The organism is Pedobacter rhodius, from assembly GCF_027213645.1.
GTDB lineage: Bacteria > Bacteroidota > Bacteroidia > Sphingobacteriales > Sphingobacteriaceae > Pedobacter > Pedobacter rhodius.
Window position 1 is genome coordinate 359,766 of record NZ_JAPWGL010000002.1, and the last position, 22,894, is coordinate 382,659.

At 34.5% G+C, this 22,894-nt stretch carries 24 protein-coding genes; 10 read left to right on the forward strand and 14 right to left on the reverse strand.

Annotation, left to right across the window (positions count from 1 at the left end; genetic code table 11):
* Positions 1–13 precede the first annotated feature (13 nt).
* The 4 genes from O0931_RS07045 to O0931_RS07060 all read right to left on the reverse strand — a co-directional run bounded on the left by O0931_RS07045 (position 14) and on the right by O0931_RS07060 (position 3,394).
* Positions 14–1,927, reverse strand: coding sequence for an AAA domain-containing protein (locus O0931_RS07045; RefSeq protein ID WP_269414853.1), 1,914 nt, complete (start codon positions 1,925–1,927; stop codon positions 14–16).
* A gap of 38 nt (positions 1,928–1,965) precedes the next feature.
* Positions 1,966–2,349: a DUF3037 domain-containing protein gene (locus O0931_RS07050; protein WP_269414854.1), complete on the reverse strand. Its 384-nt coding sequence runs from the start codon at positions 2,347–2,349 to the stop codon at positions 1,966–1,968.
* Positions 2,327–3,118, reverse strand: a complete 792-nt coding sequence (locus O0931_RS07055) for a HipA family kinase (RefSeq protein WP_269414855.1) — start codon at positions 3,116–3,118, stop codon at positions 2,327–2,329. The genes O0931_RS07050 and O0931_RS07055 overlap by 23 nt, the downstream gene beginning before the upstream one ends.
* 81 nt (positions 3,119–3,199) lie before the next feature.
* Positions 3,200–3,394 carry a hypothetical protein gene (locus tag O0931_RS07060; RefSeq protein ID WP_269414856.1) on the reverse strand — a complete coding sequence of 65 codons (195 nt, stop codon included), beginning with the start codon at positions 3,392–3,394 and terminating at the stop codon, positions 3,200–3,202.
* A 130-nt stretch (positions 3,395–3,524) separates the two neighbouring features.
* On the opposite strand from O0931_RS07060, the gene O0931_RS07065 reads away from it, so the two are divergent.
* From O0931_RS07065 to O0931_RS07075, 3 genes are read left to right on the forward strand one after another with little or no spacing between them, the layout of a single operon-like run.
* Entirely contained in the window at positions 3,525–3,905 is a 381-nt protein-coding gene (locus O0931_RS07065) for a hypothetical protein (protein ID WP_269414857.1), read from the forward strand.
* Between the two features lie 5 nt (positions 3,906–3,910).
* Positions 3,911–4,114, forward strand: a complete 204-nt coding sequence (locus tag O0931_RS07070; protein WP_269414858.1) for a KTSC domain-containing protein — start codon at positions 3,911–3,913, stop codon at positions 4,112–4,114.
* A 1-nt stretch (position 4,115) separates the two neighbouring features.
* Positions 4,116–4,853 carry a DNA-formamidopyrimidine glycosylase family protein gene (locus tag O0931_RS07075; protein WP_269414859.1) on the forward strand — a complete coding sequence of 246 codons (738 nt, stop codon included), beginning with the start codon at positions 4,116–4,118 and terminating at the stop codon, positions 4,851–4,853.
* 129 nt (positions 4,854–4,982) lie between these two features.
* On the opposite strand, the gene idi is transcribed toward O0931_RS07075, so the two are convergent.
* The 3 genes from idi to O0931_RS07090 are packed head-to-tail and all read right to left on the reverse strand — an operon-like array spanning position 4,983 to position 7,249.
* Positions 4,983–5,501: an isopentenyl-diphosphate Delta-isomerase gene (idi, locus tag O0931_RS07080; RefSeq protein ID WP_269414860.1), complete on the reverse strand. Its 519-nt coding sequence runs from the start codon at positions 5,499–5,501 to the stop codon at positions 4,983–4,985.
* Positions 5,502–5,522: 21 nt separating this feature from the next.
* Positions 5,523–6,359 (reverse strand): phytoene/squalene synthase family protein, encoded by an 837-nt coding sequence (locus O0931_RS07085; RefSeq protein WP_269414861.1) that lies wholly within the window; start codon positions 6,357–6,359, stop codon positions 5,523–5,525.
* Complete coding sequence (locus tag O0931_RS07090; protein ID WP_269414862.1) at positions 6,356–7,249, reverse strand: MerR family transcriptional regulator; 894 nt, start codon at positions 7,247–7,249, stop codon at positions 6,356–6,358. Before O0931_RS07090 ends, O0931_RS07085 begins: the two co-directional genes overlap by 4 nt.
* A gap of 376 nt (positions 7,250–7,625) precedes the next feature.
* On the opposite strand from O0931_RS07090, the gene O0931_RS07095 reads away from it, so the two are divergent.
* Positions 7,626–8,363 (forward strand): LytR/AlgR family response regulator transcription factor, encoded by a 738-nt coding sequence (locus O0931_RS07095; RefSeq protein ID WP_269414863.1) that lies wholly within the window; start codon positions 7,626–7,628, stop codon positions 8,361–8,363.
* Between the two features lie 48 nt (positions 8,364–8,411).
* Here O0931_RS07095 and O0931_RS07100 read toward each other — a convergent pair whose 3' ends face one another.
* Complete coding sequence (locus O0931_RS07100; RefSeq protein WP_269414864.1) at positions 8,412–11,117, reverse strand: PQQ-dependent sugar dehydrogenase; 2,706 nt, start codon at positions 11,115–11,117, stop codon at positions 8,412–8,414.
* 206 nt (positions 11,118–11,323) lie between these two features.
* Here O0931_RS07100 and O0931_RS07105 point away from each other — a divergent pair, with 206 nt between their 5' ends.
* Complete coding sequence (locus tag O0931_RS07105; protein WP_269414865.1) at positions 11,324–11,674, forward strand: hypothetical protein; 351 nt, start codon at positions 11,324–11,326, stop codon at positions 11,672–11,674.
* On the opposite strand, the gene O0931_RS07110 is transcribed toward O0931_RS07105, so the two are convergent.
* Together O0931_RS07110 and O0931_RS07115 are read right to left on the reverse strand one after the other, a co-directional pair.
* The gene (locus O0931_RS07110; RefSeq protein WP_269414866.1) at positions 11,675–11,947 is read right to left on the reverse strand and encodes a hypothetical protein; all 273 of its coding nucleotides are present in this window, start codon (positions 11,945–11,947) and stop codon (positions 11,675–11,677) included. It abuts the gene before it with no gap.
* Between the two features lie 121 nt (positions 11,948–12,068).
* Positions 12,069–12,368, reverse strand: coding sequence for a GNAT family N-acetyltransferase (locus tag O0931_RS07115; protein WP_269414867.1), 300 nt, complete (start codon positions 12,366–12,368; stop codon positions 12,069–12,071).
* A 517-nt stretch (positions 12,369–12,885) separates the two neighbouring features.
* Here O0931_RS07115 and O0931_RS07120 point away from each other — a divergent pair.
* From O0931_RS07120 to O0931_RS07135, 4 genes are all read left to right on the forward strand, one after another.
* Positions 12,886–14,010, forward strand: a complete 1,125-nt coding sequence (locus O0931_RS07120) for a Gfo/Idh/MocA family protein (protein WP_269414868.1) — start codon at positions 12,886–12,888, stop codon at positions 14,008–14,010.
* A 66-nt stretch (positions 14,011–14,076) separates the two neighbouring features.
* Positions 14,077–14,724, forward strand: coding sequence for a phosphatase PAP2 family protein (locus tag O0931_RS07125; protein ID WP_269414869.1), 648 nt, complete (start codon positions 14,077–14,079; stop codon positions 14,722–14,724).
* A 489-nt stretch (positions 14,725–15,213) separates the two neighbouring features.
* Positions 15,214–15,732, forward strand: a complete 519-nt coding sequence (locus tag O0931_RS07130; protein ID WP_269414870.1) for an RNA polymerase sigma factor — start codon at positions 15,214–15,216, stop codon at positions 15,730–15,732.
* Between the two features lie 103 nt (positions 15,733–15,835).
* Positions 15,836–16,501: an HAD family hydrolase gene (locus O0931_RS07135; RefSeq protein WP_269414871.1), complete on the forward strand. Its 666-nt coding sequence runs from the start codon at positions 15,836–15,838 to the stop codon at positions 16,499–16,501.
* Between the two features lie 220 nt (positions 16,502–16,721).
* On the opposite strand, the gene O0931_RS07140 is transcribed toward O0931_RS07135, so the two are convergent.
* From O0931_RS07140 to O0931_RS07155, 4 genes are all read right to left on the reverse strand, one after another.
* The gene (locus O0931_RS07140) at positions 16,722–16,904 is read right to left on the reverse strand and encodes a hypothetical protein (protein WP_269414872.1); all 183 of its coding nucleotides are present in this window, start codon (positions 16,902–16,904) and stop codon (positions 16,722–16,724) included.
* 487 nt (positions 16,905–17,391) lie between these two features.
* Positions 17,392–18,474 (reverse strand): PAS domain-containing sensor histidine kinase, encoded by a 1,083-nt coding sequence (locus O0931_RS07145; RefSeq protein ID WP_269414873.1) that lies wholly within the window; start codon positions 18,472–18,474, stop codon positions 17,392–17,394.
* A gap of 114 nt (positions 18,475–18,588) precedes the next feature.
* Positions 18,589–18,993, reverse strand: a complete 405-nt coding sequence (locus tag O0931_RS07150) for a VOC family protein (RefSeq protein WP_269414874.1) — start codon at positions 18,991–18,993, stop codon at positions 18,589–18,591.
* 130 nt (positions 18,994–19,123) lie between these two features.
* A complete protein-coding gene (locus O0931_RS07155; RefSeq protein ID WP_269414875.1) occupies positions 19,124–20,002 on the reverse strand; it encodes a polyphosphate kinase 2 family protein in 879 nt (292 codons plus the stop codon).
* Positions 20,003–20,353: 351 nt separating this feature from the next.
* Between O0931_RS07155 and O0931_RS07160 the strand changes: the two genes are divergently transcribed.
* On the forward strand, positions 20,354–22,798 hold the full coding sequence (locus tag O0931_RS07160) for a transglycosylase domain-containing protein (RefSeq protein ID WP_269414876.1): 2,445 nt from the start codon (positions 20,354–20,356) through the stop codon (positions 22,796–22,798).
* Positions 22,799–22,894: the final 96 nt, after the last annotated feature.

Genomic DNA, 22,894 nt, shown 5'->3' on the forward strand with positions numbered 1-22,894 from the left:
AACCCTTCAATAATTATACATTTATAAATTCCCATGCACTATGGTAGGCGTTTAACCCTTCAGCATATTTCATAAAATCATCATAAAATGCAAACCGCGATAGTGTGCTGCCATCACCAATTACAACCAGCTTTTTCTTTGCCCTTGTAAAGGCCACATTCATTCTTCGTGTATCAGATAAGAAGCCAATAGCACCTTCGTGATTACTTCTGGTTAAACTTATGTAAATAATATCCCGTTCCTGTCCCTGGAAGCTATCGATCGTATTTATAGAAATTTTATCGGCTTTGGCCATTAAAACCGGATTTGAAAGCATCAGTTCTTTGAGTAAATGAACCTGTTGTTTGTATGGAGAAATAACGCCTATATATGGAAATTTAGCTGCCGGATTGTATTGCTCCATTTCTTCAACATAACCCGTCAGGTGATTCAACAGAAAAACTGCTTCCTCCGGGTTGGTGGTACTCGTACCATCTGCCTTTTCATCGAAACCACAGCCAGCAGTATCGATAAACATCAGCGGCTCATCGCCAGGAAATAAAATATGATTTGCTACCGATTGATTCGCAGCTAATTTATCCTGATAAAAAACTTTGGAAGAATAACCCATAATTTGATTATTCATGCGGTATTGCTCGTTTAGTAAAACCACGTTTTCGGGATGAAGCTGTATGGATTTTTCGAGTAAGGTGGTGCTTAAACCATTTCGACCTGCGTCACCTGATTTTATGGTCGGTGGTAACTGAAAATGATCTCCTGCTAAAATCAACTTTTCGGCCTTTAGAATCGGGATCCAGCAGGCAGGTTCTAATGCCTGTCCGGCTTCATCAATTACAACGGCTTTATACTTTAAACTTTTAACGGTATAATGATTAGCACCTACAAGTGTTGCCGTAATAATTTGCGCATGATCAAAAAGGTTATCCATTAGATATCGTTCGGCATTTTCTATTTCCCGACCGATTTTATGCGCTTCATCAAATAATGCTTTTCTTTGATCGCGTTCTGCTTTCCCGAAACTCCGCTTATATTTATGAGCCATGTTTTTGTACTCGTTGGCCTGCTTTTTTAAAGCTTTTATGGATTTCATTTCGGGATGTCCGGCCATTTTATAGTCAAGCGTAGCATGAATTAACTTTTCGGAAACACGAGCGGGATTGCCAACACGAATTACATTCAGGCCTTCTTCTGATAACTTTTCGGTTAATAAATCTACTGCTGTGTTGCTTGGTGCAACAACCAATATTTTTTGATTATCCTGCTTGCTTAAGGCTTTAATGGCCTGTACTAATGTTGTTGTTTTACCTGTTCCGGGTGGCCCGTGAATAACCGCTAAATCATCGGCAGAAAGAATCATATTTATTGCTTCCTGTTGGGATAAATTTAATTTATCAGAAACAAAATTTGGCAATTCCCGGTCGAAACTTGTCTTATCTCCTTTTGTTAAAATTTGTATTAACCTGTTTTTCGAATCATCCTCAGAAAGCAGCATTGCCTGTTTTAAGGCATTTTGCATTTCATCATAACTGTTATTATCAAAAAGTAAATCTACGCCAAGCTTACCATCTCTAGTCCAGTCGGGTAATTCATCTACACGTAAATTAACTTTCATCTTATTACGATTCAGATGTGTTATCGTTCCTTCTATCCTATCTGTTTTAGCATCATGATTGGAAAATAAAACCACGGCAGAACCAAAACGGAATTGTTGTGATAGATCCTGGTGCGTTGTACGTTCAATTTCAATATTAAGGTAATCGCCACGGCCAACTTCAGTATTTCTAATTGCAACCGGATACCAGGTTAAACCTAAGGTGCGTCTGTCTGCTGCAGATGTATTTTCAGTTAATTTTAAGAAGTTTTCGTAATCAGCTTTTCGCTCGGAATCGAGCAATTCCTGAAGTTTTTTAAAATATTCTTTTGACAAGGACTGGCGCTTAATATTAGAAATTATTGAAATAAAAATTACAAAACCAATTGTTCATGCAGTTTCAGAAGCATTTCTTCAGCATCAACACAAAAACCAGGATGCACTTTTGAGCATTGTACAACTGTGCTTCTTGTTGCTGTTAACCAACGAAAACGCGAAGCCATATCATATTGACCGATAGAACCGGAACCTTTTGCACCCATGCTTATACGGTCAAAAGCCAGGAGATTTTCTTTAATTTCCTCCAAATCCAAATCAGGTGCAAACGCAGTTATTCTATTTTCGTTTAATACAAAAATGCTACGCAAAAACTTTTGTGGTGCGCAATATAAAACAACACCAACGTTAATAAATTCTTCGCGTTCTACCCTGGGCATAACACGGATTACAGCATACTCAAATAAATATTTCTCTTGCATGCTGTGCTTCTTTTAAAAATATACCTGAATTGGATAGCCTGATTTCTAAAAACTTCGAGTAGGCTTGCCGATGTTGTTCTTTAGTTTCAAAAACATTTTCACCTTCAAGCCAGGCATCCGGAATTAGGGAAACAATTGCCTGAAAGTGGTCTGGTGTTAAAATGGAGCGAAAAGCTGCATCTACTTCTTCCAGTTCACTTGCCCAGGGTAATAAAACATGATCTTTTATCAATACAAATGGCCGTTTGGCTTGCTCCTCCCAATTTTGCCAGGAATGGTGAAAATATAATGATGCGCCATGATCTATCAGCCACAACTCTTTGTGCCATGAAAGCATATTGGTATTGCGGCAGGTTCTGTCCATGTTGGTTAAGAGGCAATCTAACCACACGATTTGAGAAGCAAGTTTTGAATCTACTGTTGTAACGGTCGGGTCGAAAGTAATTGCACCAGATAAATAATGTAATGCCATGTTTAAACCGACACTGGCTTTCAGTAAATCCTGAATTTCTTCATCTGGTTCCGTTCTTCCGAAAGCTTCGTCTAAATTTGCAAAAACAAGTTCAGGTACACGTAAGCCTAAAATACGTGCAATTTCACCACCAATTAGTTCAGCAATTAGCGATCTTGCCCCTTGTCCGGCGCCCCGAAATTTTAAAACATACAAGAAACCGTCATCCGCTTCGGCAATTGCAGGCATAGAACCGCCCTCCCTTAAAGGTGTAACGTACCTGGTCACACTTACCGTTCTCAGTTGGATATCTTTCATAAAATAATATGCAAATTTAGAAGAAATAAGCCATATAAAGATATTCAATAAGAATTGGGAAGCTACCGTCTTTTACGGCGTCTAATTATCGTAGTTATGAAGGAAATTCATACCTGCAGGTGTAATTGATGATGACCATTGAACGGCTTCCCGATTTATTTTTATGTAACCGAGATTTTCAAGTTCTTCGTATTGCTCGTCCATTCCGCCAAGAATAGCCGAACTTACCTGCTGATCAATAACCTCTAGTAGAGATTTTATTTCTGCTCTTTCCATTATTAAATATTTTATTATAAACAAGCGTCGATTAAGAATGTTTTTGACGCCAAACGACCACTAATTACTACAGGTAAAAACCTTTAATCGATTTATCGGTTTTAATTAGGTCTTCAATCCTGTACGATAAATGGCAGAACATATTTATTATTTATTCATACTGGCTATCCCTGTATCATGCATTGCATGGACGGTTACCAAAGAAGAGATTTTTAGAGAAGCCAGGGAATTTTGTGTTAGTAAATCAAAAAGCTGTAATAAGCTGTATAAAAGAAAGTTCTTTTACGTATTTACGTGCGAATATTGTTTTAGTCATTATGTTACCATCCTCCTTTTGATTGTTACAAAATATACGCTGATTTATCCGGACTGGCGAGGATATGTTATTGCCGGTTTTTCTGTAGTATGGATTGCAAACATTTACATGAGTTTATATAATTTGATACGGATTGATCTGAAAAAGGAAAAAATAAGAGTAGCAAAAGAAGAATCAGAATTGGAAGAAAAATAGTTTATATGCCATCAACCGTTATAAACCACTTTAGCTATAATAAGGACCTGAAAACGTTGAAAATTATCTTCATCACCGGAATGGTTTATAAATACCTCAATGTTCCGAAACGAACTTTTGAAATGTTAAAAGCTGCAGGCTCCAAAGGCAGGTACTTCAACCATTATATTAAAGATAAATTTGATTTTGAAAAAATAGACGAAGTTTAATATGCCCGAAGGACCATCAATAGTAATTTTAAGAGAAGTTATTCAAGAACTCCATTTAAAAAATAAAGAGATTCTGGAGGTTTCCGGAAATGTTAAAACCATAGATAAAGATTTATTGCTTCATAAAAAAGTAAGGGGCTTTAAAACCTGGGGCAAACATTTTCTAATCCTTTTTGACGACTTTACTGTCAGAATTCATTTATTGATGTTTGGCACATATTTATTTGATGCAGAAAAATCAACGTCATTGAAATTGGGATTGACTTTCGGAAATCATCAGGTTAATTTTTATACATGTGATATCAGATTAATCGAGGGCGACATTAATAATGAATATGATTTTACAGCCGATATTATGGCTGATGAATGGAAGCCTGCGAAAGCCATCAAAAAATTAACAGCGGTACCGGATGCATTTATTTGCGATGAATTATTAAACCAGGAAATATTTTCGGGTGCAGGCAATATCATTAAAAATGAAGTTTTATACCGTTCAAAAGTTCATCCTTTAAGTAAAATCAAAGATATTCCTGATGCTAAACTCAAATTAATAGTTAAAGAAATCAGGCTTTATGCTTTTGATTTTTTAACATGGAAGAAAGCCGGAACCCTAAAAAAGCATTGGGAAGTATATTCAAAAAAAGAGTGCCCGTTAAAACACAAGCTTAAAAAAGTAAATTCAGGTAAATTGAAAAGGCGAAGTTTCTTTTGTGATCATTGCCAGAAAAAATATTCTTAAACGAAAGAATCAAAGAAAAGTAAAGAAACGTTAAAAAATTCGCTTTTATCAAAAGTAACTATATCTTTGTCTCGAGAGCGTTAATTTAGATGCGGGTGTACGACGAAAGTTGTATGCCCGTTTTTTATTTTAGCTGATTTTCAAAGCTTCCATAACCTTTTCCAGACATATTTTAAGCCAGGGTGTATATAAATGAGGCTGCTGTTTTATATCTTGTTCCAGTGCACTTAAATCGATATATCTGAATGACTCAACTTCATCCTTATTTATTTCAGGCAACTGATCAGTATAACCAAAAAAAACATGGTCCAGTTCATGTTCAATTAAACCATCCGGAAATTCAGCTTTATAAGTAAAATTGAATGCATAGGTTAAACGGCAATTCATGCCCATTTCCTCTTTCAACCTCCTGTTTGCAGCCGCTTCATTACTTTCTCCTGCGCGGGGATGACTGCAACAGGTATTTGTCCATAATCCCCCGGAATGATATTTACCAGCCGACCTTTGCTGTAATAATAATTTATTTTCCGAATTAAATATAAAGATTGAAAACGCACGATGGAGTTCACCTTTCTTATGTGCCTCCATTTTTTCCATCTGTCCGATGGGTACATCATTTTTATCTACAAGTATAACTTGTTCAATCATCAGTATAAAATTAAGATAAATCTATATTACATTCAATTTATGGCGAATCATTGAATCGAACATCAACCCGATTTTACGATGGTTTGATATTCGGATTCTCTCGTTCATGATTCTTTCGGCCGTTAAACTTTTAATTTTAGTAAAAAGTTTTTTATAATAAATATAAGACAGGTAAACGCCGTTCCTGGAAGAAGGCGGCAGCATTTTAATTCCAATTAATGCCTCTTCGAACTCCAGTTCTATCTCTTTTTCAATTTCCTGTTTTTGACGATCGCAAAAGGCAGCCAGATTAACATTCGGAAAATAAGTTCTGTTTAAAGACTGGTTATCCGCTTTTAAATCGCGTAAAAAATTAACCTTTTGAAAAGCGGAACCCAATTTCATTGCAAAGGGTTTTAACCTTTCATATTCAACTTCATCGCCATTTGTAAACACCTTTAAACACATTAAACCAACAACTTCTGCCGATCCTAAAATATAGGTATCGTACAGCTCAGGTGTATATTGTTTATGTTCCAAATCCATTTCCATACTATTTAAAAACAAATGTATTAACTGATGGTCTATCTGGTATTTATTAACCACACTCTGAAATGAATTTAATATAGGGTTTAAACTAATGCCTGCTTTAATTGCCTCAAATGTGTCTTCTTTAAATTTTTTAAGCAGGTACCCTTTATCGTAATCATGAAAACTATCTACAATCTCATCAGCTAAACGAACAAAACCGTATATAGAATAAACGGGTAGTCTTAGCTCTTTAGTCAGAAAATATATTCCAAAAGAGAAACTTGTACTATATCTTTTCGTGGTTATTTTACTGCATTCGGCTGATAAGGTATCAAATATGTCTTTCATATAGTAGCTGGATTTTGGATTATATTTTCAAATGCTTCAACAGAATAAAACCGGGTAAAATTTCCGGGTAGCGCTAATTGTTCAATTATATGTGTATTACCTGCCATGTTTATTTTTATCGGACCGCAGATTTTCTGCAAATCATCTACATATTTTTGAGCGGCTTTTTTGGGCCTTAGTTTTATAAGAAAAAACAATATATTATCTACGTTATTTTCCTGCAAAACCTTTTTTATTGATTTTAAAGGTACTTTTGTGCCTAAAAATATTACCTTTTTATGGTTTGCTTTTAAAAGGTAATTGGCAAAAAGTAATCCAATATCATGATCTTCATCTTCCGGTAAAAAGAGTAACCAGGTTTCCTGACCTACATCTTTTAAAGACAGTTTATCAATTGCAGAAAAAATTTTTCTTCTTAGAATATTCGTTAAAAAATGTTCCTGGGCGGGGCATATATCATCCTTGCGCCACATTAAACCCAGCCTGACCAGGAGTGGATAAATAATATTCCGGTAGGCATCTGAAATGCCAAATTTATTAATACAGGAAGTTAAAAGTTTATCGAAATAATATTCGTTGTAGGCCAGACCGGATTTAACAAGCTGTGTGATGTAGTAATCGAATTTAGAACATCCCTGATTAAAATTTACCTGCTTATCCAATAACGATTCCAAATCATGATCAGATAAACTGCATATTTTTGATATTTTTAGTCCTGATTGATTTAAACTTACAATATTTAAAAGTTTTTTCAACTCCGCATCATCATACAGGCGCGTATTGCCTTCTGTCCGCATCGGTTTTAATGCATTATAACGTTGCTCCCAAACCCGAATGGTGTGGGATTGGACGCCCGAAAGTTGTTCAAGATCAGATATCGAATAAAGCATTTTGTTTAAATATATCAATTTAAAATTTAAACAAAACAATATCTAATAAGTTTGTGACAAAAACGGGCTAATTTTTTTTGAACTATCTGCACAAAAAGGGTGTTATAATAGAGCTAATCTAATTGATTATAATTAAAACTGACCTTATGTCCACAGCAATAATCTTTTACAGAAAACTAAAACAATGATTATGAACCTGTTAATATAAAAATTACTATAAAAAAGCATTCTTTTAAAAAGATAATACTTAAATTAGCTTTAATTTTATTTTTGTATTAATAAAATGGCATAATTTCTTTGTAAAAAAAGACGCTTTATGTATATATTATTTTTTTATTAAAGAAAAATTTAAATTAATCTCAAATCCTATACTAACATGCCGATTAATTGTATTGCAATAGATGATGATCCGAATTCTCTGGAGGGCCTTAATTCCTATTTAATAAGTTTGCCAGATTTGCAATTAATTAAAAGTTTTACTGATCCGATTCAAGCTTTAACAGATATTTCAATTGCCGATAAAGTTGATATAATTTTCATGGATATTGAAATGCCTACCCTTTCAGGTATAGAACTTGCTTCCCTGCTTAGACAAAAAACAAAGCATTTGGTTTTTACCACTGCGCATTCAAAATACGCCCTTGATGCCTTCGGCGTTAGCGCTGATGCGTATTTACTGAAGCCTTATACAATGCTTCATTTTACGGAAATAATTAACAATTTATACCCTAATGAAAAATCAAATGCTTCTGCTGTGGAAGATGATTTTTTATCAGTTTTGCTTCAGGATGAGCCTGAAAGTTTAGCTAAAATAACATACGACAATTTAATTGTCATGGAACAAATAAATGAAGTCGTTTATTTTAGAATTTATGATCATAACTATATGAGTTTTAAAGTAAACTTCAATAAAATGCTTGGTTTGCTCAGAAACCACTCGTCTTTTATACAGGTTAATACAAACGCAATTATTTCAAAATTACACATCAAGAGCTTTTTAGATGATCAGATTGTATTAACCGGCGGAATTTCAGTTCAGCTTGCTAATAAATATAAAGAGTCGTTTCTCCTGTTTTTAAAGCAAAACCTATTAAACAGTAACTTTGATAACTAGCGGCAAATAAAAAAGGTTACGAGATATTCGTAACCTTTTTATTTATCATCATTTTGCTTCCATAGTTATTGTTCTTACAAAAAGACTATTCTTAATGGCCGGTTTATTTGATTTGAATATGATAAACACATTATGAAACTTCCCATCAGCACTATTTTCAATTGGGAAAGTAGATTTGCTCAATACATTTTTTGCTAATAATTTACCATTCTCATCATCTAATCTGATTTCAACATCATAATCAACTTCCGTAACCAGACTTGAAGAATTAATTTTAATTGCCGAAATATCCGTTAAATCAATTAAACCAAGTTTCAACCAACCTGCATTTCCCGGTAAATTAAATGCGCCATTATTTCTTACATTAAAGCCTGAAAAATCTTTAACATCAGCAAAATTTATAATATTACTTTTTAAATTAAATGTGGTGGTCGTTGTTAACGGTATTAAACCTTTCGCTCCTAAATCCGAATAGCTTGCTTTTAAGGTTAAAACAGGTTTATTCTTATTAATGATTTCAGGAGGTATAATTTTTCCGGAAGCAGGTAACGATGGTACGGCATTTCCTTTTGCAGATAAACTCATTACCCATTCAACAATCTGTTTAACTTCCGATTCTTTCATTGCAGAATGTGCCGGCATAGGAACTTCCCCCCAAACCCCGCTACTTCCTTTAATTACTTTTGATGCGAGGTATTCAATCGCTTTGGGGTCTTTCTGATATTTTGCAGAAACCTTATCAAATGCCGGCCCTATAGATGTTTCTGAAATTTTATGACATGTACTGCAATCAGATTTCGTCATTAATGACTTACCTATTAATGTTTGAGCAGCCTGCTGATGACCTAATTGTGCGCCTGCCAAATCAGCGCCTTCGGTGTAAGCGTTCGAAACATAAATTCTTTCCTTACCCACCGCTGCGCCTTTGTCAGAAACCAAAACCTGATAATTAACTGCTTTTCCAGGGAAATAAAATGATTTGTTCCCTGAAATTAAAATAGAAACCTTTGGGTGTTCGTTTCCTGCAAAAACACTTACCACAGCGCTTTTTGTAGTCGCTTTTTCATTATCAATAACCTGAACACTAATGGGATATGCGCCGGATTTTGTAAATGTATATTGTAATTCGGGAACGGTTGTCGTTTTCTTTATGCCGTTTCCTAAATTCCAAAGGTAGGTTAGTTTACCTCCGTCAGCATCAGTGGCTTTAACTTTTGCAATCATTTTATAAGGAAGCAATCCACTTGGTTTATCGATTGTTAAACGATCAATTACCGGAGGGCGGTTACCCTTTAAATAATCAACCCTTGCAATTCCGGCATCAGGATTTTTAGAAAACCAGCCTTTGCCATATTCTAATACATAAATTTTACCATCAGGCCCAAGTTCCATATCGATGGGTGCCGAAAAAGATAAATTGGACATAATGGGTTCCATTGACAAATAATCACCATTTGGCGCCATGGTAACAGCTTTAATCCAACCCCTAACCCATTCATAAATAATAAGCTTACCATTGTAATAATCAGGATAAGGCGAAACACCCGGCTTGTTATATAAAACCGGTCCGGCCATTGCCGTTCTTCCGCCGGAACCCACCTGCGGAAATTCTTTTGATTCACCATAAGGATACCAGATAAATGCCGGATTTACCCCGGGAACATTTTCCAGACCTGTATTGTTCGGTGAATTGTTGATCGGATTTACCGCATCGAAAGCTGCACCATTTTTTCCATTCGTATAATCATATGCTTTATAAGCATAATTATTTCCTATAAAATATGGCCAGCCAAAATTGCCGGCTTTCCGGGCCTGGTTTACTTCGTCATAACCCCTGGGGCCACGCAAATCATCATCATTGGCTGCATCAGGGCCAACCTCGCCCCAGTATAAAAAGCCGGTTTTTTTATCGACGGAAATACGATAAGGGTTACGATTTCCCATTACATAAATTTCAGGACGGGTCTTTGCTGTTCCCTCAGGAAATAGGTTTCCTTCGGGTATTGTATAGGTACCATCCTCTTTAACTTTTATCCTGAGTATTTTTCCTCTCAAATCGTTGGTATTTCCGGCCGATCTTCTTGCATCATATTGCTGCAGACCCGGCCTGTTGTCTAAAGGTGCATAGCCTTTATTAACAAACTCCTGTTTGGGTACATCAAAAGGTGTTGAATTATCTCCGGTAGAAATATACAATAAACCGTCAGGACCAAATGCCAATGAGCCGCCGGTATGGCAACAGATTTCTCTTTGCGAATAGAATTCGAGTATAACTTTTTCGGATGACATGCTTAACATATCATTAACCATCTTAAACCGCGACAACCTGTTAACAGATTTACCTGTAGGGCTGTAAAACAGGTATACATATTGGTTTGAAGCATATTTAGGGTCAATTGTTATGCCCAATAAGCCTTCTTCGGCATTTACATCTGACGAGCCTGTTTTAAAATAGACATCTAATTTAGCCGTTTGAATAAGCTTTTTCGATTGATTTTTATACAACATCAGTTCGCCTCTCCGCTGCGCAACCAGTATATCAAGATTTGGTAAAACGGCCATCTCGGTTGGTTCAGTGAACTGCCCCTGAACAAGATTAACCTTTACAAATCTATCCTGATCGGGTGTATCTATTTTAAGTTTATTATTTTTGGTTTGATTAAAATTATTATCGCCTACAGAACGATTAATGAGCTGAGTAGATAAAAGTATCGTAAAGGCTATTCCGGAAAATAATGCTGATGAAATTTTCATTTTTTTGGTTAGGTAGTTATTATCCGATAAATATAATTTAATGTTTTAAAATGAATAGGCTTTAAATAATAAATTAGGGTAAAATTATTGTTGATATTAGAAAATGACGCTAATTTAAATTGATTTATCTTGAAATATAAACCTTAAATTTATCTTTGTAAGAAAATGAACATTATTAAATGTTTAAATTTATTAAGTCATCCCCAATGAAAAAATTATCCCTTTTAACCTGTTTAGCTTTTATAAGCTATTTTGCGAAAAGTCAGACTTTAATTTTAGCGAAAGATGCATCGTTGTATGTTGGAAAAACGGTAACCGTTTGCGATTCCGTATATGGCACAAAATCGCTCGAAAAATTAAACCTGATCAACCTGGGTGGAAATTATCCGAAAGAACTTTTAACACTGGTTGTTAATAAGGAAGATATCGGTAAATTCTCTTCGGAACCCGCAAGTATGTACATTGGAAATAACCTTTGTGTAACCGGAACCATTACAGAATTTAAGGGAAAATTTCAGATCATCGTCACTGAACCGAAGCAAATTATCGTAAAATAATTAGTTAAACATAGAATCTGCCAGTAAAACACCTTTTTCACCATTCGTTGTCTCGATGGTGTGGATATGTTTGTAGGAATGAGAGAAATTATCGTATGCTTTTTTTACCGCATTAACCATAACGTCCTTAACTGAAAATCTGTTATTGGTTTGCATACAAAGTAAAATTTTATTGTCAATCAATAAAAAATCATAATTATAGCCTTTATCGTGCAATTCAATAACTTTTTCAGTCATCGAACAATTCATTTCTAACTTTCCATTATTATTCATAACATTCAATTTATAAGTATTTATTAAGTTATAAGAAAAAAGCAAAAGCTCAGATTATTAGCACTTTATAGTATATTACAATTGTATCATCCAAATGTTTTAAAAAATTAATTCACGACAATTAATCTTCGTCGGGCGTCCACAAATCAGAAAATTCTTTCGCGTTTTTTTTAAATTGAGCATTAACATATGGACATAAAGGAGTTACTTTTAATTGGTGCGCCCTGGCATATGCAACCATAGCATCTAACAATTTACGACCAAAGCCTTTTGTCTCCGGCCTTTGAGCAACTTCAGTGTGATAAACAATAAGGTGTGTTTCTGAAAGACTAAAAACCATTTCTCCTACTTTTTCTCCATTACTAATTATAAAAAAAACGCCTTCCCGGTTTTCGTTTATAAATAATTGAATATTGTCCATGGCTATTTTTGTTAAATTTCAGAAAAGTATTATTTTAAATTTAAACAATAAATCTAAAAAATGATAATCAAAAACATTTACGCCCTCCCCTGTAAAGGAGTGCATAAATGATTAGTGGTGGTAAATGTAGGGCTTAGCAATATGCTTTAGTTTATTAAATACTTTTACTTGCTCCAGCAATAACAAAGGTTATTCGTGCTGATGATTTAAGCATATATTCATATAAATCTGGCAAAAGATTGTAAAAGCCTTTTAATTACACTAATGTATTATACAGAAAGTATTAAATACTTGACGGAAAAGTAAAATTCCGTGATGAAACCATAATAGTAAAGATTCAGGATTTATTTTTGAGGCTTAGCGTTTCTTTAAATTATCAGTGCTTTATCGGAAATTTTCCGTGTTAAATATGCTATAATTTAATTACAATGGTTGTTATATATTTCACCAGCATTTAGAAATAATTCATTTATTCTATACCTTGGATGATTATTTACCTATTTGCAAGTTAAAACCTATGGCCCGAAATTTTTCGCTTAAGCAATCATCTCTTTCTTTCAGATTTATCTTACTGGTTATCATTCTTTTAATTTCATTCATAAAAAGCAATGCACAAACAAAACTTAATGTAGCAATTGCCGGATTAAATCATGATCATGTATATATGATTATGAACAATTACCAGAAAGGTGAAGTTAATATTATCGGTATCGCAGAAGATAACCCCGTATTAATCGAAAGATTCAAGAAAAGGTATAATTTAAGTGACAGCTTATTCTTCGCGGATGTTAAATCATTACTTAAAAAGCGCAAGCCGGAAGCAATTTTAGCTTATAATGCGGTAAGTGATCACCTATCTGTTGTTGAAGCGGCAGCACCTTTAGGCGTTTCTGTTATGGTAGAAAAGCCTTTAGCTACAACAGTAAAACAAGCCGAGAGAATGGCTCAGCTGGCAAATCAATACAAAATTCATTTACTAACGAACTATGAAACAACATGGTATCCCAGCAATCAGGAAGCATTTTTAAACATCAAAGCGCAGCAGCTTATTGGCGACATTAGAAAAATAATTGTCCACGATGGTCATCAGGGTCCGAAGGAAATAGGTGTTAGTAATGAGTTCCTTAGCTGGCTAACGGATCCAAAAAAGAATGGTGCCGGTGCCTTATTTGATTTTGGTTGTTATGGCGCAAACCTTATGACCTGGTTAATGAATGGACAAGCACCAATTTCGGTTCAGGCAATTACACACCATATAAAACCAGAAATTTATCCTGATGTAGATGATGATGCTACAATCTTATTAACGTATCCCAATGCTACCGGAATTGTGGAAGCGTCATGGAACTGGCCCTTCAGCATTAAAGACATGGAAGTTTTCGGAAAAACGGGTTATATCCAGGCCGTTAATGAACAAACCCTGAGGTTAAAAGAAAATGGGAAATCAGATTATCAAATCTATAAAGCAAAAGCACTTGCACCTGCCTATTCAAACAATCTTGGCTATTTAGCAGCGGTTTTAAGAAATGAAATTCAGCCCGTTAATGATTTATCATCTTTACAAAATAACTTAATTGTTGTTAAAATTTTAGAAGCTGCAAAAATTTCCGCGAAAACTGGAAAGAAAGTTTTAATTAAATAGATAATCATTCTGATTGAAAGCAGAAAATGATAAATTTTATAGATTTGGGTTTATATTCAGTAATGTATGTTTAAAAACCCGAAACTTTTAATTTTAATTTTTTTTATTCTTTTAACCGGCTTTGTTACACTTAGCGTTTTTATTGCCTATAATCCGATTGTCCCTTTTGATGTTGACGTTTCATTGGCCGTTCAGAAATATCAGGCAAAGTGGCTGGATTACCTGATGCTCGCCATTAGTCTTTTTGGAGAATTACCATGGTCATTAGTGTCGGTTTTAGTGGTTGCCGCAATTTTCTATTTCAATAAGTTTAAACGAGAAAGCTATTTTATTGCTTTGGTTTTATGCTCCGGGTTAATTATTTTGGGAATGAAAAATATAATCAACAGACCAAGACCAACAAGTTTTTATGTAAGATTAGTCGAAGTTAACAGATTTCAAAGTTTTCCAAGCGGGCATGTTTTATCTTATGTATTGTTTTTCGGTTTTTTAATTATTCTAATGAGAAATCTGACAACCATAGCAACAGGCTGGAGGCGTTTAATCACGATTATCGCTATTTTCTTAATTATTATGATTGCACCATCGAGAATTTACCTCGGTGCACATTGGTTTACCGATACTTTAGGAGGATTTTTATTAGGCCTCATTTGCCTGTATCCGCTCGCTTATTTCTACCTGAATAGGAACAGGCAGATAGATTCATCTAAATAAGTAAGACTTATTTAGTGTAAGCTATTTCTAAAATTAAACTTATCATTTACCTGATTTTATTTTCATTCGGGCTAAAGTTTGGGTTTCGTACCCAAAAATGACGCAATGTGTTTTAATGTAATGCTGCTTGCGAAAACCTAATAGATTTTTAAATCTCAGATATTTTTAAACAATACTTCATTATAATGCTTTCAGGCTGTTTACTTGTTTAATGCATTAACCCTATAACAGGCTTTATTAGCTTATGCTAAATATTAATGCCTGAGGAACAGTACAATGCAACAAATACGTAAATACGAATGAAACACTAAAAATACGCGTATTTATACGCCATTTGCCCGTTCTATAATTTGACTAATATTTACCAATACCCACTTGTATCGCCATAAACCCTATTTATGAACTAATTCCCAATTCAGTTTAAACAAAGAAACGATAGTCGTGGTATAAGTTTTGTTAACTTATGGTACACCTAAAACCTATAAAATCATGACTACATTCGAATTTAACCACTTAGTAAACGCGCACTCAGTTTCACTTAAGTCGCATGCTTTGAAATTTACAAATGACGTAGAAGATGCTAATGATTTAGTTCAGGATACTTTGGTTAAGGCCATTAGATTCTATGAAAATTTTCAGGAAGGAACTAATATCAAAGGCTGGTTATTTGTTATTATGAGAAATACGTTTATTAACAATTACAGACGAATAGCTAAAACCAGGGCGTTAATTACTCAAACTGATGAAATTTCTTCTGTTAATCTGGCACATAGTGCAACAAGAAATTATGCTGAAGGCAAATTTGTAGTTGGCGATATAAACAAAGCACTGGCAAGTTTACCCGAAGCGTATCATACACCATTTGTACGTTATTTTGAAGGCTATAAGTACCATGAAATTTCAGATATGCTTCAAATTCCTTTAGGCACTGTTAAAACCAGAATATTTGTAGCCAGAGAAATGCTTAAAAAGTATTTAAAAACTTATGCAAAAGAAACAAATAGTTAATAATGTTTAAGAAATTGAATTACAGAGCTCAAGCCAACAAAATGTTTGAGCTTTTTTTGTGCCCGTATAAAAGGAATTTTACCTTTAGGCAAAAAAAATAACTATGCATTTTAAACCCAAAGCACTTCTTTTCGATTTAAACGGGACTATGATTGATGATATGGATTATCATAATAAGGCCTGGTATAAAATTTTAAATGATGATTTAAATGCGAACATCAGTTATGAAGATGTTAAAAAACAGATGTATGGCAAAAATGATGAACTGCTCAAACGGGTATTTGGAAATACTTATTTTACACAACAACAGATAGATGAAATTTCTATAAAAAAAGAAAAAATTTATCAAGAGGACTATCTTCCTGACTTATGTTTAATAAAAGGTTTGAACCAATTCCTTATAAAAGCTGAAACATCAGGAATTTTAATGGCAATTGGTTCGGCAGCAATTCCTTTTAATATAGATTTCGTTTTAGATGGATTAAATATCAGATCTTATTTTAAAACAATTGTGAGTGCGAACGACGTAAAAGCAAGTAAACCAAATCCTGAAACATTTCTAAAAGGTGCCGAAGCTCTAGGGATTTCACCCCAAAGTTGTTTAGTTTTGGAAGATGCCCCTAAAGGCGTTGAAGCCGCCCTCCATGCCGGCATGAAATGTATCGTCTTAAATACAGCCCATGACGCAGCAGAATTTAAAAACTACCCGAATGTTTTAAAAGTTGTATCAGATTATACCGATCCTATTTTTTCGGAATTAATCGATTAATGAGACGTGTGTAATTAGAGTTATTAACAGTTTTCAACAGGTGTTTATAATTATTTTAGGTAAAAAACCTTTCAATGCATAAATTGTTATCATTAAAAGTTTCCACCGAAAATAAGTCCTGTGAGCGGGGTATCCGCGAAGGGCAGGCACACCATACCAAAAATATTGAACCAAAAAAAAACCCTGCTATATGCGGGGTTTTCTTTTTTAATATTAGATGTTATTTAATGATGAAAATTGTCCCATCATTTTTCAATTTATAAAAATATTGTTTCTGACCTTTACAGGGTATAATCTGTATTTTAACAACTTCGCCACATTTCCCGTTGTGCAGGCTTATTGTATCTCCTTCTCTTATGTTTTCCAATTCCCAGGCGGTGGTATTCCGATTAACTTCTTTCATGATAATTAAATAACTATTAAGCATCAAACTGGCTATTAGATATCAAACTGGCTATGACTAATAACTAAAGAAAAAATTGCAGGTTACAAAATAACCTGCAATCCTCTAAATTAATCATTGCTTCCAATCCTGATAAGCGATGTATGATTAACGCCAAAATAGATAAAATGTTAAAACTTTATTTGGTTTGAATAAAGTGAATAGACGGCAATCATAAATACTGAACAATAATCATTAAATAATGAACAAATAAATCGTTCATATTTATAATTGTAAATACTTAAATTTTGAACAGACTATTGCCTGTAAATAAAGTTCAAAACGTCAAATAAAAATTTAAATTAATAGATAGGCTCTGATAACCGAGGTATATTATAACCTAAGGTTAATATCAAACCATCTTTTTTAAGATGTATCTTTTGATGTCTTCAGCCTGAAATAAGACTAATTAATATAAAAAAAATCAGGTTAAATAGCGAGAATTAAATCACTTCGGTATTTCGATATAAAAAGTGCTTCCGGCATGTTCCATACTTTCAAACCAGATTGTTCCGTCGTGTAAATTTACAATCGATTTAATAATTGCCATACCTAATCCCCAGGAATCTTCGCCATGCAAACCTTCACGCATTGCAATACTAAAGCGCTCGAATAAAAATGGCTGTAAATGCTTGGGAATACCAATTCCGTTATCACTAACCATAATTAACACCGTTTCAACCTTATCTTTTACGACAACTTTTATATTACCGTTTGTGTGTGTAAATTTAATTGAATTCGATATCAGGTTATTAATTACCTGCATAAACTTCATGCTATCTATTTTCGCATAAAGTTTTTGTTCAGAACTTACAAATTCGAAATTTCTAAACAAGTTTAATTCTGCATGCTGATAAAAACCAATTACATCTTTAATCTCTTTAACTAAATCTGTACGCTCTTTACGGATTTCTACTTCTGATGAACGTAAAAACTCATGATTAATCAAATTCCTGATTAAAAGAATATTTCGCTCACACATATCTTTAATAAATGTTAATGATTTCAGAATCCGTTCCTGTCCATTAAACAATTTATTACTTAACAAGTCAGAAACTGCCATACTAATCATGGCCAGAGGTTCTTTTAAATCGTGAGACACAATCTCTAATGCAGTATTTTTCCGTGCATTAATCTTTTCAATATGGAAATTATTGTGTTTAGATATGCTAACGTCTTCTACAATTCCGGAAAGTTGAGTTAGATTACCATCTATAATAATCGGATAAACACTTACGCGGATGTATTTCGTTTGTCCTTCCTTACAAACAATCCTGAATTCATATTTATGTGATGCATCTTCATGGGTGCATTCATTAAAGCAATCTAAAACATGGGCTTTATCTTCATCGTGAACAAATGTTAAAAGCAATGATGGATTTGTTTTAACATGGTCAATGGGAATTTCGAATATAGGTTCGAATGCGGGACTTAAATAGGAAAAGTAATTTTCTTTGACATCAAAAATCAGAAATATGTCTCTTGATGAATCGCCAATACGGCAGAAAAGTTCTGGATTTAGTTCGGGCATGATTCTTAACTTATAAATAATAAGCGATACAAATTACCTATTAGATTCAATTCTTTTTTTATGCAGGTATTTATTTTTCTAAAATAAGTATTTATACGATTATCAATCAAAAAATTATCTGTCATTATTTACTTCAAGCCAATGTCCGTCCGGATCCCGGAAGTAAATTTGCTTTACACCATCTATTCTCAAAGTAACTGCTCCTTCTGCACCTGGCCAATTTTCAAAGGCTATATTTTTAGTTTTTAATTTAATAATGAAATCATCAATCGATGTTACGCTGAAACATAAATGTTCATTCTTATCATGAATTTCTTTGGATTTCGCGCCTTGTATCAAATGCAATTGTCCGGCACTTCCCAGGCTGAACCAGGTATGTTTGCCATCATGAAACGGTTCAGGGATTTGAGGTAAATTAAAAACACTTTCATAAAAATCTGTTGCTAACTTTAAATCGGTTACATAAACTGCTATATGATTTAAAACTGCTGCAGGTTGTTTTTTATCTTCTTGGGCCATGGATTTTTCTAGGGGGTTTAAAGCGATTAACGCTAAAATAAAACAGGCATAAAATTTCATAAGCATCTGGATTTGGGCAATAAATATAGATAATTTGTTAATTAATCTTTAGTCATCTTAAAGGAAGCAATTATTCTGCCAGTAAAGCCATTTTTGTTTCGTTCAACTTACCTTGATCTTCTTCACCTAAAACAGGAAATTTTATATTTAAGCTTCTTAACTTATCTTCAATAATTTCACTTATGGCTAAACGTGCAAACCATTTTTTATCGGCAGGAATCACATGCCAGGGCGAATCTTTGCTCGATGTTTCATTGATTGCATCCTCATAGGCCGTCATATAATCATTCCATAAAACTCTTTCTTTAATATCGCCCGAAGAAAATTTCCAGTTTTTGGAAGGGTCTTCTATTCTATCTAAAAATCGTTGTTTCTGTTCATCTTTACCAACATTTAAAAAGAATTTCAATATCGCGGTTCCGTTTGCGGTTAAATGTTCTTCAAAACTGCGGATACTTTGATAGCGTTGTTTCCAAAAATCCTTGTCAATCTTTTCCACGTTAGCATAACCCGGAATATTTTCATTTAAAATGTATTCCGGATGAACTTTACAAACCAAAACATTCTCATAATGCGAACGATTATGAATGCCTATTCTTCCTCTTTCCGGTAATGCTTTGTAATGGCGCCATAAAAAATCATGTTCATACTCTTCAGCAGTAGGCGCCTTGAAACTAAAAACCTGGCAGCCTTGCGGGTTCAGCCCGCTCATTACATGCTCTATTGCACTATCTTTTCCCGCTGCATCCATCGCCTGAAAAATAATCAGAAGAGAATGGGTACTTGATGCATAAAGTTTTTCCTGCAGCTGGTTAACCTCAATTTTCGATTTTATCAAAGCATCTTTTGCCTTTTCTTTATTATATCCACCGGTATAATCGGTTTTAGTATTTTTTATCGAAAATTTTTTATTTCCATGTACAATCAGGCTTTTAAATTCGTTTTTCATATCGGTATGTGTATTCTAATTCAGCTATCAATTATTTAAATTCAGGACTGAGCGCCTGTTTAAAATTTAGTTAAAAATTTGTTTATGCTTCTTTTTTTCAGCAGCTTTTATGGCTTCAACGGTCTTCAAACTTGCTTCGCAGGTCGGCTGCAACATCGTTAAATATTTTGAGATAGGCCTGCTATCTCTGTAACATTTGCCTCATTTTGCTAAAAAATAAATAGTAAACATTTTTCGCTATATAAAATTAAACAGGGTCTTAAAAATAAGTAAATTAAATACGTTAATTTGCATTCAGAGTTTTTTATATTTAACGCCAAAGCATTTACCCGATACAACATCTTAACCAATATGTTCAAAGAGATAAAAAACAAGTACTTACGCTATTCTGCAATCGGTATTTTTTTTATAATCATTTTCTTTTCAGCGCTTCAAATTAACTTTTTATGGCTGTTTGGTTACTCGCCAAGTTATCACGACATTAAAATTCCCACATTGAGGGTAGGTTCTGAATTATACACTTCAGATGGAAAGTTAATCGGAAGGTATTTTAAGGAAAACAGAACGCCCGTAAATTATAATGAAATTGCGCCCAGTGTATTAAATGCGTTGGTTGCCACTGAAGATGCCCGTTTTTACAAGCATTGGGGAATTGATATTCAAGCCGTAGGCCGTGCGGTTATCGGTTTTGGGAAAGACGGTGGTGCAAGTACCATTACGCAACAACTGGCAAAGAATTTATATCGTACGAGATATAATAAATCTCAGGGATTACTATCTAAAGTACCCTTGATAAGAACAGTAGTTTTTAAATTAAAGGAATGGATGACCGCAGTAAAACTGGAATCCAATTATTCAAAAAACAATATTATCACCATGTACCTGAATACGGTTTCGTTTGGAAATAATACTTACGGAATTAAAACTGCGAGTCGTATATATTTTGATAAGGAAGCAAAAGATTTATCGACAACCGAATCTGCCTTGCTTGTTGGCATGTTAAAAGGAACAACATTTTATAACCCGACAAAAAACCCGGAAAGGGCTTTAGTAAGAAGAAATACGGTGCTGAGCCAAATGAATAAATATAAATATTTAAGTAAAGACAGTCTGACGAAATTAGTTAAAGAACCGATTAAGCTTAAGGAAGGTAAAATGGAAGATGGCAGTGATGGCGATTCTTATTTACGTGCTGCAGTTGCGAAATACCTCGAAAAATGGTGCAAAGATAATGGCTACGATTTGTACGAAGATGGTTTAAAAATATACACCACGATTGATTCAAAACTTCAAAAATACGCTGAAGAAGCCGTCCAAGAGCAGATGAAAACACTACAACGCCGGTTTTACAGCGTTTGGGGCAATGAAGACCCGTGGTATGATTCCGAAAAACAAAAGGTAGATTATCCGGATAGAGCGATGAAAAATTTGCCAGTATACAGCTTACTTCAAAAGAAATTTCCTAATCATCCGGATTCCGTAACAGCCTATTTTAATAAGAAAAAGAGGATGCAAATCTTTACGTACAAAGGTGACAGGGATACGCTATTTTCGACGATGGACTCTATCCGCTATTATGGAAAAATACTGAATACCGGTATGATGACAATGGAACCTGCAAGCGGCAAAATTAAAGTATGGGTTGGCGGCATTGACCATAAATTTTTCAAATATGATCACGTAAATCAGGCCAAGAGACAGGCCGGTTCTACTTTTAAACCATTTGCCTACTTAACAGCGCTCGAACAAGGCATGAATCCTTGTGATAAGCTTACAGATAAGCCTGTTAAAATTGCCTACCAGGATAAAGGGGAAACCAAATACTGGGAACCGAAAAATGCCGATTATAGCGTTACTTACCGGGAAATGAGTTTGCGCTGGGCAATGGCAAAATCAGTAAATACCATCACTGCACAGGTAACTGAAAAAGTTGGATGGGATAATGTAGTTAAATGGGCACATGAATGTGGTATTGACAGTCATTTAGAATCTGTTCCTTCGGTTAGTTTAGGCTCTAACGATGTTACGGTTTATGAAATGGTAAAAGCATACAGCACCTTTTTAAATAAAGGTGTTAAAACTGAACCAATTTTAGTAGAGAAAATTACTGATCAGGATAATAATGTGATCGACGATTTTAAACCTAAAACCAAAAGGGCTTTAACAGAAGAAATAGCCTGGTTAATGTTGTATATGTTCCGTGGAGGTATGGAGGAACCGGGTGGTACTTCACAGGCGCTATGGGAATGGGATTTGTGGAAAAAAAATAATCAGATTGGCGGTAAAACCGGTACATCATCAGATTATGTTGATGCGTGGTATATGGGCATTACTAAAGATCTGGTTACCGGCGTATGGGTTGGCTGCGATGAACGTACCGCACACTTCAAGAATGGCGAACAAGGCGAAGGCTCAAGAACTGCATTACCTATTTTTGCTAAGTTTATGGAAAAGGTGTACCACGACCCAACTTCCGGCTATACTTATGGCCCGTTTCCTAAAGCAACTGTTGAGATAACCAGAACAATAAATTGTCCGAGTCCACGAATTGTTGAAGATACGACTTCGACAGATAGCGTTTTGGTCGATTCTACAGATATCGCAGATCCAGCCGCTCCTGAAACAAACACGACAACGCCGGCTACGGAAACTGAGGTAAAAAAAGAAGAAAAGAAAACGGAGCCCGCTCCTATTCAGCCCGCAGTAGTGGTGCCGCTGACAAAAAAAGAGGAACGGGAACTTAAACGAAAACAAAGACAAGAAGAGCGGGAAAAGAAGAAAAATGATAATAACTGATTTTATTTACTCTTTTAAAATTGTTAAAATTTAAATAGTGATTTAAACAATTGCTATTTTTAATTTCTAATCTTTTACCATACCTTTTTATTAAAT